This window comes from Brasilonema octagenarum UFV-OR1 (assembly GCF_963888615.1).
Taxonomy (GTDB): domain Bacteria; phylum Cyanobacteriota; class Cyanobacteriia; order Cyanobacteriales; family Nostocaceae; genus Brasilonema; species Brasilonema sennae.
On record NZ_CAWPKW010000042.1, the window covers coordinates 1 to 16,958 of the forward strand.

The 16,958-nt window shown below is 41.6% G+C and carries 13 protein-coding genes; 6 read left to right on the plus strand and 7 right to left on the minus strand.

The annotated features are described in order from the left end of the window. Positions 1–79 precede the first annotated feature (79 nt). Positions 80–676 (minus strand): hypothetical protein, encoded by a 597-nt coding sequence (locus AC5590_RS02560; RefSeq protein WP_169268135.1) that lies wholly within the window; start codon positions 674–676, stop codon positions 80–82. 542 nt (positions 677–1,218) lie between these two features. Continuing rightward, positions 1,219–2,574: a helix-hairpin-helix domain-containing protein gene (locus AC5590_RS02565; protein ID WP_169268136.1), complete on the minus strand. Its 1,356-nt coding sequence runs from the start codon at positions 2,572–2,574 to the stop codon at positions 1,219–1,221. Between the two features lie 221 nt (positions 2,575–2,795). On the opposite strand from AC5590_RS02565, the gene gatA reads away from it, so the two are divergent. Continuing rightward, entirely contained in the window at positions 2,796–4,250 is a 1,455-nt protein-coding gene (gatA, locus tag AC5590_RS02570) for an Asp-tRNA(Asn)/Glu-tRNA(Gln) amidotransferase subunit GatA (protein WP_169268137.1), read from the plus strand. Between the two features lie 38 nt (positions 4,251–4,288). Here the strand turns inward: gatA and AC5590_RS02575 are convergent, their stop codons facing one another. Beyond that, entirely contained in the window at positions 4,289–5,167 is an 879-nt protein-coding gene (locus tag AC5590_RS02575) for a RodZ domain-containing protein (RefSeq protein WP_169268138.1), read from the minus strand. 165 nt (positions 5,168–5,332) lie between these two features. Between AC5590_RS02575 and AC5590_RS02580 the strand changes: the two genes are divergently transcribed. The 4 genes from AC5590_RS02580 to AC5590_RS02595 all read left to right on the plus strand — a co-directional run bounded on the left by AC5590_RS02580 (position 5,333) and on the right by AC5590_RS02595 (position 10,877). Beyond that, the gene (locus tag AC5590_RS02580) at positions 5,333–6,217 is read left to right on the plus strand and encodes an alpha/beta hydrolase (protein ID WP_169268139.1); all 885 of its coding nucleotides are present in this window, start codon (positions 5,333–5,335) and stop codon (positions 6,215–6,217) included. 435 nt (positions 6,218–6,652) lie between these two features. Beyond that, entirely contained in the window at positions 6,653–7,744 is a 1,092-nt protein-coding gene (locus AC5590_RS02585; protein ID WP_169268140.1) for a helix-turn-helix domain-containing protein, read from the plus strand. Between the two features lie 312 nt (positions 7,745–8,056). Next, entirely contained in the window at positions 8,057–9,415 is a 1,359-nt protein-coding gene (locus tag AC5590_RS02590; protein WP_169268141.1) for a protein kinase domain-containing protein, read from the plus strand. 37 nt (positions 9,416–9,452) lie between these two features. Further along, on the plus strand, positions 9,453–10,877 hold the full coding sequence (locus AC5590_RS02595; protein ID WP_169268142.1) for an ABC transporter substrate-binding protein: 1,425 nt from the start codon (positions 9,453–9,455) through the stop codon (positions 10,875–10,877). A gap of 73 nt (positions 10,878–10,950) precedes the next feature. Here the strand turns inward: AC5590_RS02595 and AC5590_RS02600 are convergent, their stop codons facing one another. The 4 genes from AC5590_RS02600 to AC5590_RS02615 form a co-directional block, all read right to left on the minus strand. Beyond that, positions 10,951–11,547 carry a CPBP family intramembrane glutamic endopeptidase gene (locus AC5590_RS02600; RefSeq protein ID WP_169268143.1) on the minus strand — a complete coding sequence of 199 codons (597 nt, stop codon included), beginning with the start codon at positions 11,545–11,547 and terminating at the stop codon, positions 10,951–10,953. 199 nt (positions 11,548–11,746) lie between these two features. Further along, positions 11,747–12,814: a DUF3326 domain-containing protein gene (locus AC5590_RS02605; protein WP_169268144.1), complete on the minus strand. Its 1,068-nt coding sequence runs from the start codon at positions 12,812–12,814 to the stop codon at positions 11,747–11,749. A gap of 244 nt (positions 12,815–13,058) precedes the next feature. Then, entirely contained in the window at positions 13,059–13,235 is a 177-nt protein-coding gene (locus AC5590_RS02610) for a DUF8621 family protein (RefSeq protein WP_169153755.1), read from the minus strand. 67 nt (positions 13,236–13,302) lie between these two features. Then, positions 13,303–13,617, minus strand: a complete 315-nt coding sequence (locus AC5590_RS02615) for a 2Fe-2S iron-sulfur cluster-binding protein (RefSeq protein ID WP_169268145.1) — start codon at positions 13,615–13,617, stop codon at positions 13,303–13,305. 288 nt (positions 13,618–13,905) lie between these two features. On the opposite strand from AC5590_RS02615, the gene acnB reads away from it, so the two are divergent. Next, positions 13,906–16,572 (plus strand): bifunctional aconitate hydratase 2/2-methylisocitrate dehydratase, encoded by a 2,667-nt coding sequence (gene acnB, locus AC5590_RS02620; RefSeq protein ID WP_169268146.1) that lies wholly within the window; start codon positions 13,906–13,908, stop codon positions 16,570–16,572. The last annotated feature ends 386 nt before the right edge of the window (positions 16,573–16,958 follow it).

Sequence of the window (16,958 nt, forward strand, 5' to 3'; positions counted from 1 at the left end):
CGGCACGTCTGAGCGCAGAGCGCACGCGGCTTGGGCGAACGACGAACGCAGTCGCTCATGGGGGAAACCACGCCACACGCTACAAGTCGGTAGAGCCGCCCAACGCAGTGGCTCCCCAAGACCGCGCTGGCTCACTTGTGAGTTCTGTTCTATAGTTTCTTCTCCAATATTTAAGTTTGTCCATAGAAATTGACTTAGTGACAACATTCACTCCAGTTCCTCGCCAAGCAACTTCTGAATCTGTTGTAAAAACAGCACATTCTAATTGTTCTAGCTTAATATTCCAATACTCACTAAATCTGCTTTTCAAAGTTATGACTTGCTCAAAAACTTTATTTCTATGCTTATTTCTTCTTTTCCTTTCTGTTGCTCCTGTTGCTTCTGTATCAATAAATTTTGTTTCTATTAAGAAGATATTACCTAAGGAACTTAGATAAACGAAATCACACTTACCCAAATCTGTATAGTCAGCGATTGGCGACTTTTCAAATAACAGTAATTCACAGCAGAAAGGAAATATCCGTTCAATATTCAAGAACAAATAAGCCTGCAATAGGAGTTCGTTATCGTAAGGAAAACTCACAACACCCTCAAAAAATCTTTTAATCTCTTCCTGAGATTGGGGTTGAATTCTTTTACAATGTACAACAAAATTCTTTACCTCATCTGCGATCATGCAGTTTTCGTTTCCTCCTCCTTATTAACACACATTCACCATGCATCAAAATATACACTGTATTGAAAAAACAAAACATCCGCATAAGTAATGAAAAAACGAGCCTATTTTCATTTACTTACGGTAAATTATTGAGAGACTAATTGTATTTATTCAAGCATTTGTATACGTAATAATACTGTATTTAGGTGACATCCTGACCCTCTGGTAGTAATGCCATTTCACCAAAGGCTTGATACAAATGATTTTTCTCCAATTATTTCCCCCCCACTCTCTAGTAGAATTTACAGCAATTTTCAGCTAAATAGACCACATTGTAAGGGCGCAACAGCCTTAGTATCCATGCTTGATTTGCGCAAAACCTTATGGAAGCTTGTAATTCAAATAGATGAAAAATGCTGTAATATTTTTACACGTATGCAGGAGTCATCACTAATTAACGGGACTTGATATTACAGATAATCAGATTCCCGACTTATGCAACAAGTCGGGAATCTTGCAACCTCTGGCAATTAATGACATGAACCACAATCGCTCTTTGATTAAACATCAGCAAGCGATTGTGGATAAGCAGAGAATCTAGCATTTAGAAGAGCCTGAACAGTTGTTCTAGAATCTTGCACCCAAAATTGTCGTCCAAAACGGACAAGTTGACGGGAAGTTCCGGCTTGTACAATTCCTATAACTGGAACTTTTGCTTTTTCTTTGTCTCCTGAGTATTCTTGCAAAATTGTTCTGAGGCGATGTTGTTCTTCAATTGTGGCTGCTTGTTGAGGATTCAATTGCACCATAACCAACTGTACTGTTTCTACTAGCTCTACATCTTCAACAATCAATTGATTTTGGTCGTCGCGTCGGTCTACTTTTCCCCAAATTATTAACCGAGAGTCAATTTGGAGCAAAGAGTGAATCCGCTCATAAATTTTAGGAAAGACGATGGCTTCTAATTGTGTGGTTAAATCTTCGATTTGTAAAATAGCCATTGGCTCGCCTTTTTTTGTCATGACTTTCTTAACGCCATTGAGCATGACAACCGCACAAATCGTACTTTCTTCTTTCTGTGCGCCAAGCTGCGAAAGGTTTATCGGAGCTAGAACACGTGCTGAATTACTAATAGCTTTGAGTGGATGATCTGATACATAAAATCCTAAAAGCTCCTTTTCCATTTGCAACTTTTTCTGTGGGGGAAAATCAGGAACTTTTTGAGCTTTGGGAGCTGTATCAAAGTTATTTTGGTTTTTATTAGTGGTAGCGGCAGTAGAAAATGCGCCGCCGAACAAATCAAAGAGATTTCCCTGTCCGCTCGCTCTGTCTCTGGCACGAGATTGTGCCCAGTCGTATACTAGTTCTAAGTCGCGAAGTAACTGGTAGCGATTGGAGTCAATTGTGTCAAACGCTCCACAAGAAATCAGCGCTTCTAAACTACGGCGGTTGACAGCACGCAAATCCATGCGATCGCAAAAATCAGCTAGAGACTTAAACTCGCCTCCTTCCTTTCTCGCTTCCAAAATACAGGCTATTGCGTTCTGTCCCACGTTACGAACAGCAGATAATCCAAACAAAATGTTGTTACCTGACGGTGTAAAATCTACACCAGAGCGATTGATATCTGGCGGCTCTATATGAATTTTCATATTTGCGCAGCTGGAAATATATTTCTGCACCTTGTCTGTGTCATCGCTGTTAGCCGTCAACAGCGCCGCCATGTATTCCAACCGATAGTTCGCTTTTAAATACGCAGTTTGATATGTAACATAAGCATATGCCGTTGAATGGGATTTATTAAAACAATTAGAAGCAACTAAGCCATCTTTAATAACAAAATTATGGTCGCGCTCTACCCCAATGTCATAGACATTTTGCGTCCCTAAACTTTTTCGAGTGACAATTTTAACCATTTTCTTAGCCCCTAAAAGCGATAAAATCAATTAATTTCTAAAATTGTCAAAAGCGTGTAACGCTCATTTTGACAGCAATAAATATTAATTTAGTCCAATTAAAGCTTCGACAACGCTAGCGCTTCAACATTTAAGTAGAATATCTGCACAGCCCAATCTAGTGGGCAGAAGTCGTCAAAGTGTACTAAAATCAAGGACTTGAGTCGTAATATAAAGTAATCATGGCGTCCATCCGCGAGTTGCACACACAGCTAATTAATAAAGAACGCTCTGCAGTTGAAATTACGCGAGTTGCATTAGAGCGCATTCAAGCATTAGAGCCAAAATTGCACAGTTTTTTATGCGTGACTGCCGAGAGGGCACTAGAGCAAGCGCAGCAAGTGGATGCTAAAATTGCCGCTGGGGAAGAAATCAGCATACTCACAGGGATACCGATTGGAATCAAAGATAATCTGTGTACCAAAGGAATTCCCACCACCTGCGCCTCTCGAATTCTAGAAAATTTTGTACCACCTTATGAATCAACTGTCACCCAAAAACTGGCAGATGCTGGTGCGGTGATGGTAGGTAAAACAAATTTGGATGAGTTTGCGATGGGAGGTTCCACAGAAAACTCTGCCTTTAAACTCACGGCTAATCCTTGGGATTTGTCGCGGGTTCCAGGTGGTTCTTCTGGTGGTTCAGCAGCAGCAGTCGCAGCAGGAGAATGTGTTGTTTCTCTGGGTTCTGATACTGGTGGTTCGATTAGACAACCAGCCTCTTTCTGTGGTGTTGTGGGAATGAAGCCAACTTATGGACTCGTTTCTCGCTATGGCTTGGTGGCTTTTGCTTCCTCTTTGGATCAAATTGGACCATTTGCACGCACAGTAGAAGATGCAGCGATATTATTGAAGGCGATCGCCGGTTACGATTCCAAAGACTCCACTAGTCTGAAAGTCGAAATACCTGATTACACCGCCAACTTAAAACCAGAACTTCCTAAAGGAAAGCTCAGAATTGGTGTGATCAAAGAAACTTTTGGTGAAGGTTTGGACTCACAAGTCGAAGAAGCTGTCAACAAGGCGATTAAACAATTAAAAGAGTTGGGAGCAGAAATTCAAGAAATTTCTTGTCCTCGGTTTAGGTATGGCTTACCCAGCTATTACATTATTGCTCCATCTGAAGCATCGGCAAACCTAGCTCGCTACGATGGCGTCAAGTATGGCTACCGCGCTCCTGATGCAGATAACTTGATATCAATGTATGCTCGCACCCGCGCCACTGGTTTTGGTACAGAAGTCAAACGCCGGATTATGATTGGAACTTACACCCTTTCGGCTGGTTATTACGATGCTTATTATCTCAAAGCTCAAAAAATTCGCACCCTGATTAAGGAAGACTTTGAAAAAGCTTTTGAGAAAGTTGATGTTTTAGTTTGTCCGACAGCTCCCACCACTGCATTTAAAGCAGGGGAAAAAACTTCAGATCCATTAAGTATGTACTTAATTGACTTGATGACTATTCCCGCTAATCTTGCTGGTTTACCGGGTATAAGCATCCCATGCGGTTTTGATAACAATGGGTTACCAATTGGTTTACAGCTTATCAGTAATGTACTACGAGAAGACCAACTGTTTCAAGTCGCTTATGCTTATGAGCAAGCAACGAGTTGGAAAGAGCGATCGCCACAACTATAGTCCTCTATATATTAGTAGTAATCACTAGTGACTCATTACTATTGACTATTCACTGTTTCTGGGGTGAATGTCACTTGCTTGATACTACCCATACTTCCTAATGGTGCTGGTTGCTTCTTATTCGTAGAAATCAATACCGCACCAGCATTACCAGAACGAACCATCACCTCTTTTTTTGCCGTCCAGGTTTTCTTATCTCCCTTCTTTAATTCACCTTCAAACTCAGTTTTGCCATCTACTTTAACTCGTAGCCATGATTTGTCCTGAAGCTCAAGAGTCACTTCCACTGGAGTTGTTGTCGCCTCTTGGGGTGATGGAGTTGGAGTTATAGTAGTTAGTGCAGATGATGGAGTTGGGGTTATATTAGTTAGTGCAGGTGATAAAGGCTTGGTTTTTGATGAAGTGACACGTGGACTAGCTGGTTTGGAGGATGTTAATGATGAAGTCACAGTTGCAGATTTCGCTTTTTGTTCAGCAGCAAGCGGCGACAAGTTTTTTTGACTAGAAGATTGAACTGAGCGTTGTGGATTGAGAAGAAAAAACAGTCCCAAGGAAGCGACACCTAATAACAGGACGTAAGGTACAAAAAGAGGTATATATATGGTTGGTTTCTCATCTACCACTTGATTATCATTATTTGATTCCTCAGGAGTCAAACAAATATTTGCAACACTTTTTGCTAAAGCAGCACCGTCAAGTCCGATAGCATCTCCATAGTGACGGATAAACCCTTGGACATAAATTGGCTCGGGCAATTCTTCAAATCGCCCTTCTTCCATGGCTTGTAAGATGGCGGGTCGAATACGTGTGTAAGCTGCGAGTTCTTCTAGACGTACTGATCTTTCCTCTCGTGCTTGCCGTAGATGTCCAACTATTTCCGCTAGTTGCTCCTTTTGATCTTTATTTAAGAGCTTCACTTTCTTCTCCTTTATGTTTTAATTTTCATTCAATCACAAGATACTTAATTTTATGTACACTTTTTAACTCATCTTATTTTAAATCATTTTTGATAACAGATTCCTCACTCTCTTTTGATAGAGTTCTTTTGTTAGGCTAAAAATATTGTATTTATAAATACTGACATGATAGCAAAAAAGCTGCAATATTCAGTGCAACTCATATTTTCATTCTTATTTTATGTAGCAGTCGTTGTAGTAATTATCTATTTGGCTGTATGTATATTTCTTTTTCTCAAACAAACGCGATTTCTTTTTTTTCCCTCTGGTGTTATTGAGACAACACCAGAGTTTTATAATTTACGTTCTGAAGAAGTTTGGTTGCCTGTGTCAGCTAAATCAGGTAAGGTAGAACAGATTCATGGTTGGTGGATAGGAGCAGACCAACCAAATGCCAAAGTTTTGCTCTACTTGCACGGTAATAGTGTTAACATTGGTGCAAATGTTACTCGTGCACATTGGTTTCATCAACTAGGGTTTTCAGTATTATTGATTGATTACCGTGGTTTTGGTCGTAGTGAGGGTCGCTTTCCCAATGAATCGCGGGTTTATCAAGATGCAGCAACAGCTTGGAATTACCTAGTGTACCAACAAAAGATTCCACCCAGCAACATTTTGATTTACGGACATTCGCTGGGAGGTGCGATCGCTATTGATTTGGCTCTTAAATCTCCAAACGCTGCTGGCTTGGTTGTAGAAAGCTCTTTTACCTCGATCCGCAAAGTTCTCGCTTACAGGAACAATTTTTGGATGTTTCCAGTCGATCTTATCCTGAGACAGCATTTTGATTCGATCACGAAGGTGCCAAATTTAAAAATGCCAGTTTTGTTTATTCATGGTACTGATGATGTCATTGTACCTGCTTTCATGAGCCAAGACTTATATGCTGCTGCTCCTGAACCAAAAAAATTGATTCTCGTTCCTGGTGCAGCACATAATAACGTGGCACAAGTCGCTCCTTCTGTATATTTAGAAGCTATTCGGTCTTTTGTTATTCTCGTTGAGTCCTGAATTTTTAGCTCTTGAGTACAAACTTTACCAAAAAGAAGAAGAACTCACCTACTCAGAATTTGTTAGTAGGAGATAAAGATTCATACTAATAGAAGACTATACCCATTTTCAATTTTGCTATTCTTAAGTTGACTCATTCTACGTTCTACGTTATTTTTTGTTAAAATATAATTCGTATAATTTTTAGCATGACCTCTACAATTTTCATCCAAGAGGCATTTGTTTCATGCCAAAATTCAACTGTCAAAATTTATTGAATTCTTAGTATGAAACTCTTATAGATGAACACGACATTATTGAGTTAGCAGAATTTTTTGATTTTTCTTATATTCAGAAAAAATAACTCAGTAACAATCCGGAAACATCAGGACACAGTAGAAGAGATTATACAGATAGAACTTCCCTTTGTTTAATTGCCGCAAGAGGCCCCCTACAATGGCTACTACATCATATTTGTTAAAAATTCTTGACAATCCAACTATTGAAATATCTCAAGATGAATTGCGGACGCTTTTAGGTGAAATAGAAGCTGAACTGCATCAGAGCAAAGTCTATCGCCGTGCTGTAGTCATCTTGCAAAAGTTGCTAGGTTCTTCAACTGAGCAAGCCAATGTTCTGTTTAAAGCAGTAGGCAGAGAAGCGATTGGTTTAGCATTTCGGCAATTTGTGCAGCAATACCAGAAAGTTCAAGAGAACCCGCACTCAGACAGCACGAGTGAAATATCAACTATAGAAAAGACAAATTCTACTAATGAATCATTAGATGATTCATCACAACCCTTAACAAGTGTTGTTGAGCAAAAAACTATTATAAAAACTGATGACAAAGCTCAATTACCATCAGAATCTCCGGTAGAAAGTCACAAAGCAAATGATTCCGCAAAAGCCAAACCAAACCGCCCGAAAACGAAAATTGGCTGGCAAACTCCTGGTAAAAAACGTAAACAAGCTGAATTAGCCAAGCAAATGGCAGCTGATCAGCGAGTGGAAACTATGCGTCAAATCGGTCAACAACTACGGCAAGCTCGCCAATCCCAAAGTCTTTCTCTGAACCAACTTCACGTTTATACTCACGTACCCCTCCATCATATGGAGGCACTGGAAAGGGGTGATTTGGAGTTGTTACCAGAGGATGTGTATCTTCGTGGTTTTATCCGGGTTATGGCTAATGCTCTTGGATTGAATGGCACAGATTTAGCTGCTTCCTTGCCTGCACCAGAGCCAGTAAAAGCAATTTTACCTGCGAAGTATGAGCATAAAAGTAATCCTGGATTAGGAATAGCACTGCATCCAGTACATTTTTACCTAGGCTATGCAGCTCTTGTGGCTGGCTCAGTCGGAGGATTATCAATCATGGCGTCCCAACAAGCAAGTGCAGACAAAACGATCGATAAAGATGCAGCAACTTCACCTTCTTCATCATTCACTAAGTCATCCCAGCAAACAAAACCAATTTCTAAGCCAGGGCTGTCTAATCGTGTTAGTGTCACCGTCGGACCTGATATTGCCCCACCCGAAGCTCTTTAAGAGTCATGAGTGATGAGTGAACAATACTGTAGAGACTGTACAGTACAGTCTCTACTATGTGATTAAAATAAGAACTACTACAACATTAAGATTCCTATCTGAGTTTATATTAAGCGTTAAGAGTTCCCTTTTTCGGTAAGGGAACCTAGATTGTCTGAAATCAGACTCTTAGATTATAAGAGTCATGAGGTGCAAGATTTGAGATTTATTACATTCGCGGATCACAAATCCGGAAAGTTCAGAAAACTTGATGTATATTGATTACGATTAATAAAAGACAGTAAAAACACGAACTAAGACAGCAACAATATTATGATTTGCTGCCTAAATCCCGAATGCTCTTATCCCCTAAATTCACAAGGAAGAAATTTCTGTGAAAATTGCGGGGCAGAGTTGATTGAGTTACTCAGGGGTCGTTACCGCATTATCAAACCATTAGGAGGCGGCGGATTTGCTCGCACCTACCTTGCTGAGGATGCAGATAAGCTTGATGAGCAATGTGTTGTCAAGCAACTGGCACCACAAGTTCAAGGAAGCTGGTCACGCCAAAAGGCGATGGAGTTGTTTCAGCAAGAAGCAAAACGTTTACAACATTTGGGGGAACATCGCCAAATTCCTACCCTCTATGCCTATTTTAAGGAACGTAACTACCTTTATCTGGTGCAGCAGTTTATCGAAGGGGACGATCTGTTGCAGGAGTTAAAACACAAGGGTGTGTTTGATGAAGCAAAGATTCAAGAATTCTTGCAAGATTTATTACCTGTTGTGGTAGCAGTACATGAGCAGCAGGTGATTCACCGAGATATTAAGCCAGAAAACATCCTTCGCCGTGAAAGTGATGGTAAGTTGGTGCTGCTTGATTTTGGGGTATCGAAGCGAAAGACTGGAACAGTCCATGCGAAACCAGGAACGAGTATTGGTTCATTTGGTTATGCACCTTATGAGCAAATGTACTCGGGTGAAGCTTATCCTGCGAGTGACCTCTATAGCTTGGGAGCAACGACTTTTCATTTATTGACTGGTGTTTCACCGTGGGAGATATGGATGAAACAGGGCTATAGCTGGACTACTACCTGGCGGCAGTATTTAAAACACCCAATCACTGAGGAGTTAGGGTTAATTATTGATAAATTATTGCAAGAGGATTATAAACAACGTTATCAGACAGCAGAAGCTGTTTTACAAGATTCGTTTTTTGTGTTGTCTCCACAGCCTAGCCTACAGCATACAATACTCTCGCCTGTTCAACCAGAAACACTGACGCAACAAATTCAACAGCAACCACCACAATATCAAGGGCAGTTCTCTATAGAGAAATTATTGCCTTGGGCAATTATGACTGGTTCAGGGAGTTCGTTTCTTTTGATCGCCCTCCTGAGTTCTGTCGGAACTATTTGGATCAGCTCTAGTTTATGGCTGTTCATTTTCCTAGGATTCATCTTTGTCCAGTCTTATTCAGTTTTTGAAAAAACTTATTTATTTATCGTTACCGGAATCACAACATTATTTATTGTATTTATCTACAAGAATTTTTACATTGTTAATCTTCTTAAAACAGGCACAGATGGATTCTTGGTTTTAATCTTGCTAGCCATTCTTGCTGGATTACTAACTTTTACTCTCTTGACTGTTTCTCAAATATTGAACAGCTTTATCTCGAAATACTTCTAATTTTAGAGATAAATTTTGGTTGGCTGAGGTTGTGTATATGAAAAATCAAGAAAATATTCGCCTCTTTATTTCTTTGGGGCTGGCTGGATTATTAATAGCAGCCATTTTATGGTTATTGGGTAGAGTCGTTCGTCCAGAAAAAGAGTATTCTGGGCAATTTCAACCAAATAGTGCTTCAATTTCTCCATCTTATATCAATTCACCTTTAAAAAACCGAATGAGCTTGGGTGAAAAAGTTTTTGTCAGGGAAGGAAGACCTTCTGAAAAAGATGCTGGAAGCAAGGCATTTGAAGCGGGTGACTTTAGCACTGCTGTCAGTAAATTCCAAGTATCCTTGCAAGCTAAACGTAATGATCCGGAAACATTAGTTTATTTGAATAATGCCAAAATTGGGAAATCTAAATCCCTAAAGGTTGCTGTCGTTGTACCAATTGGTATTTCTTTAAATGAAGCAGAAGAAACTTTACGCGGAGTGGCTCAAGCTCAAGATGAAGTGAATAGCAGCGGAGGAATTAATGGGCTACCGTTACAACTTCAAGTTATTAGTATTGATAACTTTGATGTGATGAAAGAACTCAGCACGGAATTGGTAAAAGATACCAGTATTGTCGCTGTTGTAGGCTTTAGCCGTGATTCATCAATTTATAATAAAGGTGGTTTGGTAATGGTTTCAACAATCAATCCCAAAAGACCATCTCAACCTACACAGTATGTTTTTTATGCGACTCCAAAATTTGATGTTTTTAGTGATGCGATCGCCAGCTATATCACTAAAAAAACTCGCCTCACCAACATCGCTATTTGTAGCGACTCTACATTTTTAGTGAATCAGGAAAAAATCAGTCAGGAAATTGTAGAACAATATACTGATTCCATCAAAAAATATGGAGGTAAAGTTACCAGTACCGCTTGCGATTTAAGCGCTCCAGATTTTCAACCCAGTGCTTTTCTTAGCCAAGCCATCAGCGATGGAGCAGAAGGTTTGATACTCATTCCTAGACCGGATAAACTGAACTTAGCTATTGATGTGGCACGAGAAAATAAAGGTAGACTGCCACTTTTCAGTTACCAAGGAGTGTATACTGAAAGAACTTTAAAGTATGGACAAGCAGATGTCAAAGGAATGGTGTTTGGTGTCTCTTGGCATAATGATGTTGTTGGAAACAAATCTTTTGCTCAAAAAGCCATTGGGCTGTGGGGTGGAGAAGTTAGTCCACGAACTGCCATAGCATATGATGCACTTCAAACAATTATCACTGGCTTGAAACAAGGCAACACCCGCCAAGAGTTACAAAAAGCTTTGTCTAATCCAAAATTTTCGGCTTTAGGAGCAACGGGAAAAATTCAGTTTTCGCAAACAGGCGATCGCAAGGGCGGAGTTTTTCTAGTAAAAGTCGAGCCTTGCAATCCAACTCAGTCTTGCAATTCTAGTACTGGCTATCGTTTTAAACTTCTGGAATGAGTGTCACTTCGCGCTACAGCAGTTTTTAGCAGCGAAGCGGCTAAGAGTTAGATTCCTACTTCCCAATTCTTATTCAATTTTTAACAATTTGAGACTGCCCAATCTTCCATGAATAGCTAGAAATCAAATTGGTCAGAATATGAGCAACAATTGGTACCAACAAGTTACCACTAACAAGAGCACTAAAACCTAGCAACATTCCCACAATGCTTGCCCAAATAACATAAGGCCATTGTTGGGAACCACTCAGGTGTAAGACACCAAAGCAAAGACTTGAGATGATCACAGCCCCATAGCTATATCCAAAGGCTGGTAACATCACACCCCGAAATAACAATTCTTCACTTAATCCAGGTAGTAACCCCAGCCATATCAAGTCTGGCAAAGCCAAGGGCTTTAGCACCATTTCTAAGTAAAAATCAGCGCTTTTACGATAGGGAACCCATAGGCGATAAATAATCGTACTTAAGGCGGTGATGCCTAAACCTAACAACACGCCCCAAAGCAACTCTGTTTTATCCCAGCGCCAAGGCATGAGGGCAAAGTTACCAAATTGTAGCCATAGCTTGGCGACTATCCATAAAAGTATTGCAGTCACTCCCATCGCCACCAGCACTTGAGTGCGTGTCAAATAAGGGATTTCTGGCTCTTGCTTGTGCTGTTGTGCCACGATAATCTATGAGGGGAGAAGGGGACAAACCAATTCAAAGTTCAAAAAAAGAATTCTTAATATTGAATGTCGAATTTCTAATTTTAAATTAGAGCGTAATGGAAAAGCGCACACTTCGTGTTTGTATAAGCCTACGCAGGACTTCGCAGCGTGCGCCAGAGGCGCTTAGCGAGTGGGGACGAGGGAAATTAATAACTTCTTAACTATTTATTAGAGATTGCAAAGGGGATATATTTGGACTCAGAACTGATGGATTAATGCCTGCCTTGAGGGCGGCTAATACACCGACTGCCTCTAAATATGTGTTTACCTGTATTGATTTTATCCCTAAAGGTTGAGGTCGAACATCTACCTGAGTATGATTTTCCTCCACAGTAATAATTTGGCATCGCCTGTTCTGACTTAAACTCAGTAAAGCGCTGTTGCCACAAGCAGTTGCTGGTACAATTGCTGCATCAACTTGGTTTGCCCAAATATCTCCAAATTCGGACAATTGGTATGACCTCCCAGTTATAAACTGGGGAGCGCGGCTCAAACCAACAAGCACGCATGGTAAAAAAGTATAACCTAATTCTTCTGCAGCGGAACGGGGAGATAAATTGGAATCTACAGGTGAAGGTAAGAAGGCGGGTGAATGGGCGCAAGGAACTTGAAAAGTTCGTACAATCAAATGACTGATCACAGCTTCTGCACCAGCAATCGGATCAACCCCTTTTCCTTGGCGGTAGTTTTGGTCTGCTTGTTCATCCAGAGTATCAGGAAAACGAGCAACAACTGCGATCGCCTGTGCCCCCGCTTTTTTAATTAAAACTTCCGCCGCCCGTAATAAACTATCTGGATTGCCTATCGTTCCCCAACTTATCCCTGATGCAGATTGTCGTAATTCTACGTTTAATGGTGCATCAGTTATGACGTAATCTGTCATGGATAATCCCAGGGTGGCTCTGGCTGCATCCGCTGCCTGTAAGTGTCGTAGCCGTAATTCTGGTTCTATTCCTTGGTCAAGAAGCAAACCTATGCGATTTTGATGAACTGGGCGTAAACCCCAGCATCCAGCAGCAAATTTGTCAAGTCCGTAACCTTCAACGTAGAAAGTGTTGGGCAGGTTCCAGTAGAGACTGGCACCATTGAGGACATTGGGGTGGGTGATCAGGCGATCGCAAACCTGTGAAGCAGCTTTGGCAACTGGCAATGCATCTCCCGCATAACCTCCTATTGCTGCCCCAATGCCTGTAGGAATAATTAAGATAGCAGTGTATTGACGCACGTAATCAAGTTAAAAAGAAGAATTCAGGATTCAGAAGTCAGAAGTTAGAAGTCAGAAATAAATTGCTATTTACTTGTGAATTGTTATTAGTTATTTCTAAGTAGGTCGGTATTATTTCATCTTAATATTAGACCTCACCCTCAATCCCTCTCCTTCATAAGGAGAGGGAAGCCGGAGGCAGGGTGAGGTTTACCACCTTACTTGAAATAAGGAGTGAGGGAGTGTTGCTATTAGTTATTATCCATTAGCCTTCTGTAGTCACAACAGCTTCAACGGTACATGATTGTTGTTTCACGTCTACAGATGTCACTGCCCAACGCAAAGGTTCTCCCTGTTTTTTCAACTCTACTTCAATTGCTTTTTGGAGTTCTGTGGGAGTTTCCTGTAGATCTATTTCTGCGGTAATAAAATGAGTTGTCATTGTTTCATTCCTTACTTAATTATATACACACTAAGACGGATATACAGACAAGCTGTTTAAAGCATCTCTACTTACCAAATTGCAACTGATAAACAACTTCTTCCTTTTCGGCTTCAATTTTTAAATCAGAACGAGGGTAAGCAACGCAAAGCAATACATAACCTTTTTTTTGCAGTTCTGGGCTTACACCCATGCCTTCACTTTGATCTACGCTTCCAGATAGAATTTGGGCAGCACAAGTCGTACAAACACCAGCATGACAGGAACTTGGCAAATCTAATTGGGCTGCATCAGCAACTGATAAAATGGTTTGATTTTCGGGGACTTCCAAAGTCTGAGTTTTGCCTTGGTGGGTAATTTCAACGGTGTATGTTTTGGGCATATAGAATAGCAATGCTGTGCAACGGACAAGTTAAATATCTTATCTTAGAAAAAGATGGACAACTCAAGAAAGAATCGCCAGCAATAAACTTAACTGGAAAGAGCTTGACTCGCTAGGGCATGATCCAGTGATAATTATAAGTCCTTGCTAGACGAAAAAATTCACCTAGGAAAATTTATCACTTGTTCATCTGGCTTGTTACCGACAATCAGGGAAAACTACCCATAATGAATGGGCAATGATTGTAAACATTAAATCGAATTCTGGATCGAATATTTGGAGAGCAGAATGCTGGAATCATACCGCAGTCACGTTGCCGAAAGAGCAGCACTAGGAATTTCCCCCTTACCTTTAGATGCAAATCAAACATCAGAACTATGTGAATTATTAAAAAATCCGCCTGCGGGTGAAGAGGAGACATTAGTGGAGTTGTTGCGCGAACGCATTCCACCTGGAGTCGATCCAGCCGCATATGTCAAAGCTGGTTTCCTCACCGCTATTGCTAAAGAAGAAATCACTAGCCCCCTGATTTCACCTATTGAAGCTGTGCAATTGCTGGGGACAATGATAGGTGGCTACAACGTGCAATCATTAATTGAACTCTTGCAGAGTCCTAGTATATCCTTATCATCATCTTCCGACACTCCTTTGGTGATGGGTGGGCAAGGAAAAGAACCCATAGCAGCATACGCCGCCACCGCCTTAAGCAAAACCCTACTGGTGTATGACGCCTTCCACGATATTGTAGAATTATCTAAAACCAATCCTTTCGCCAAACGAGTGATAGACTCTTGGGCAGAAGCTGAGTGGTTTACCATTCGTCCAGTTTTACCAGAATTTATCAACGTTACTGTTTTCAAAGTTCCAGGTGAGACAAACACCGACGACTTATCCCCTGCGCCCCAAGCCATGACTCGCCCAGATATTCCCTTACACGCTTTGGCAATGCTGGAAAGTAAAATGCCTGGGGCGTTGGAAACCATTGCTGAGTTAAAGAAAAAAGGGTATCCTGTCGCCTACGTGGGAGATGTGGTTGGTACAGGTTCCTCCCGTAAGTCAGCAATTAACTCTGTACTATGGCACATTGGGGATGATATTCCTTTTGTACCCAATAAACGAGCAGGCGGATATATTTTAGGCTCAAGTATAGCGCCAATTTTCTTCAACACTGCTGAAGATGCTGGTGCTTTGCCCATCCAGTGCGATGTTAGCAACATGGAAACCGGGATGGTGATAACTATATATCCTTACAAAGGAAACATCACCAATGAAGCAGGCGAAGTCATTTCCACTTTCACCCTCAAACCAGATACTATCCTTGATGAAGTTCGCGCCGGTGGACGAATTCCCTTACTGATTGGACGTACCCTCACCGATAAAACAAGACTCGCACTTGGTTTAGAACCCAGCACAGTGTTTACCCGTCCCCAGCAACCTGCTGACACAGGTAAAGGCTACAGCCTAGCACAGAAAATGGTGGGTAAAGCCTCCGGTTTACCAGGTGTCCGTCCCGGTACCTACTGTGAACCCATGATGACAACTGTTGGTTCTCAGGATACCACAGGACCAATGACTCGCGACGAGTTAAAAGAACTCGCTTGTTTGGGTTTCTCTGCTGAGTTGGTGATGCAAAGTTTTTGCCATACAGCAGCATATCCCAAACCCGTTGACATCAAAACTCATCAAGAACTACCTGACTTCTTCTTCTCTCGTGGCGGAGTCGCATTGCGCCCCGGCGATGGAATCATCCACTCCTGGTTAAACCGGATGTTACTTCCCGACACTGTGGGAACTGGTGGCGACTCCCACACCCGTTTTCCCTTGGGAATTTCTTTTCCCGCTGGTTCTGGGTTAGTGGCGTTTGCTGGGGCGTTGGGTGTAATGCCTTTGGATATGCCAGAATCTGTTTTAGTAAGATTTAAAGGTGAATTACAACCTGGCGTCACTTTGCGGGATGTTGTGAATGCTATTCCCTACGTCGCAATTCAAAAAGGTTTACTGACGGTAGAGAAGAAGAACAAGAAAAATGTCTTTGGTGGGCGAATTTTAGAAATAGAAGGTTTGCCAGATTTAAAAGTTGAGCAAGCTTTTGAACTCACCGACGCTAGCGCCGAACGTTCTTGTGCAGGTTGTACTATCAAGCTCAGTATTGAGACAGTTTCTGAATATCTGCGTTCTAACATAACGTTGTTGAGAAATATGGTAGCACGGGGCTATCACGATGAGCGCACTATCATGCGTCGCGTTGCCAAAATGGAAGAGTGGTTAGCAAATCCAGTGCTATTGGAAGCGGATGCAGATGCAGAATACGCAGAAGTTCTTGAAATTGATTTAAACGAAATCAAAGAACCTATTGTCGCTGCTCCTAATGACCCCGATAATGTCAAATTATTATCGGAAGTTGCCAATGATCCAGTGCAAGAAGTTTTTGTTGGTTCTTGCATGACAAATATCGGTCATTATCGCGCGACTGGTAAAGTGTTAGAAGGTGCAGGTTCTGTCAAGACTCGGTTGTGGATTTGTCCGCCAACTCGCATGGATGAACACCAACTTAAAGAAGAAGGTGTGTATGACGTTTTTGATGCTGCGGGTGCGCGGACAGAAATGCCGGGATGCAGTTTATGCATGGGAAATCAGGCGCGAGTTGCTGATGGTGTGACGGTGTTTTCTACCTCTACTCGCAACTTCAACAACCGCATGGGCAAAGACGCGCAAGTTTATCTCGGTTCAGCAGAGTTAGCAGCTGTTTGTGCGCTGTTAGGACGCCTTCCCACAGTGCAGGAATATCTTGATATTGTGGCGAATAAGATTCATCCTTTTGCTGATAATTTGTATCGCTATTTGAACTTTGATCAAATTGCTGATTTTGAGGATGAAGGTAGGGTGATTCCGTTGGAGGAAATGCCGAAGATTGAGGATATTTTGGGTATGCCGACGGGGGCTGGTAGCAAGTAGAAAATGATCTATAAGCCTGTAGGCTAAAGCCTAGAGTGATATGAGCAAAGCCCGCCTGTGCGGGCTTTTTGCAAAACATAGTAGTATTTTTTCTTTTTGTCATGGACTTTAGTTTTTATGAGAATCTACTCCTTTTAGTGGAGTGAAGAATACCTATTTTTTAACAGCAGAGGCGCAGAGGACACACAGAGATGAGTAAAGCGTTAAGCGTTAAGCGTCTCTACCAGTTATTTACCCTTCGGGTGTGCGCAGAGCGCACGCCTTACGGCGAACGCCCTTCAGGAACGCCCGTCGCCTGACGCCACATTCTACCCTGCCCGAAGGCGTTCCGCCTACAACGGGGCGGCAGCTTTTCGGGGGAAGCTTCCCCCGAAAACGTGCCTTGG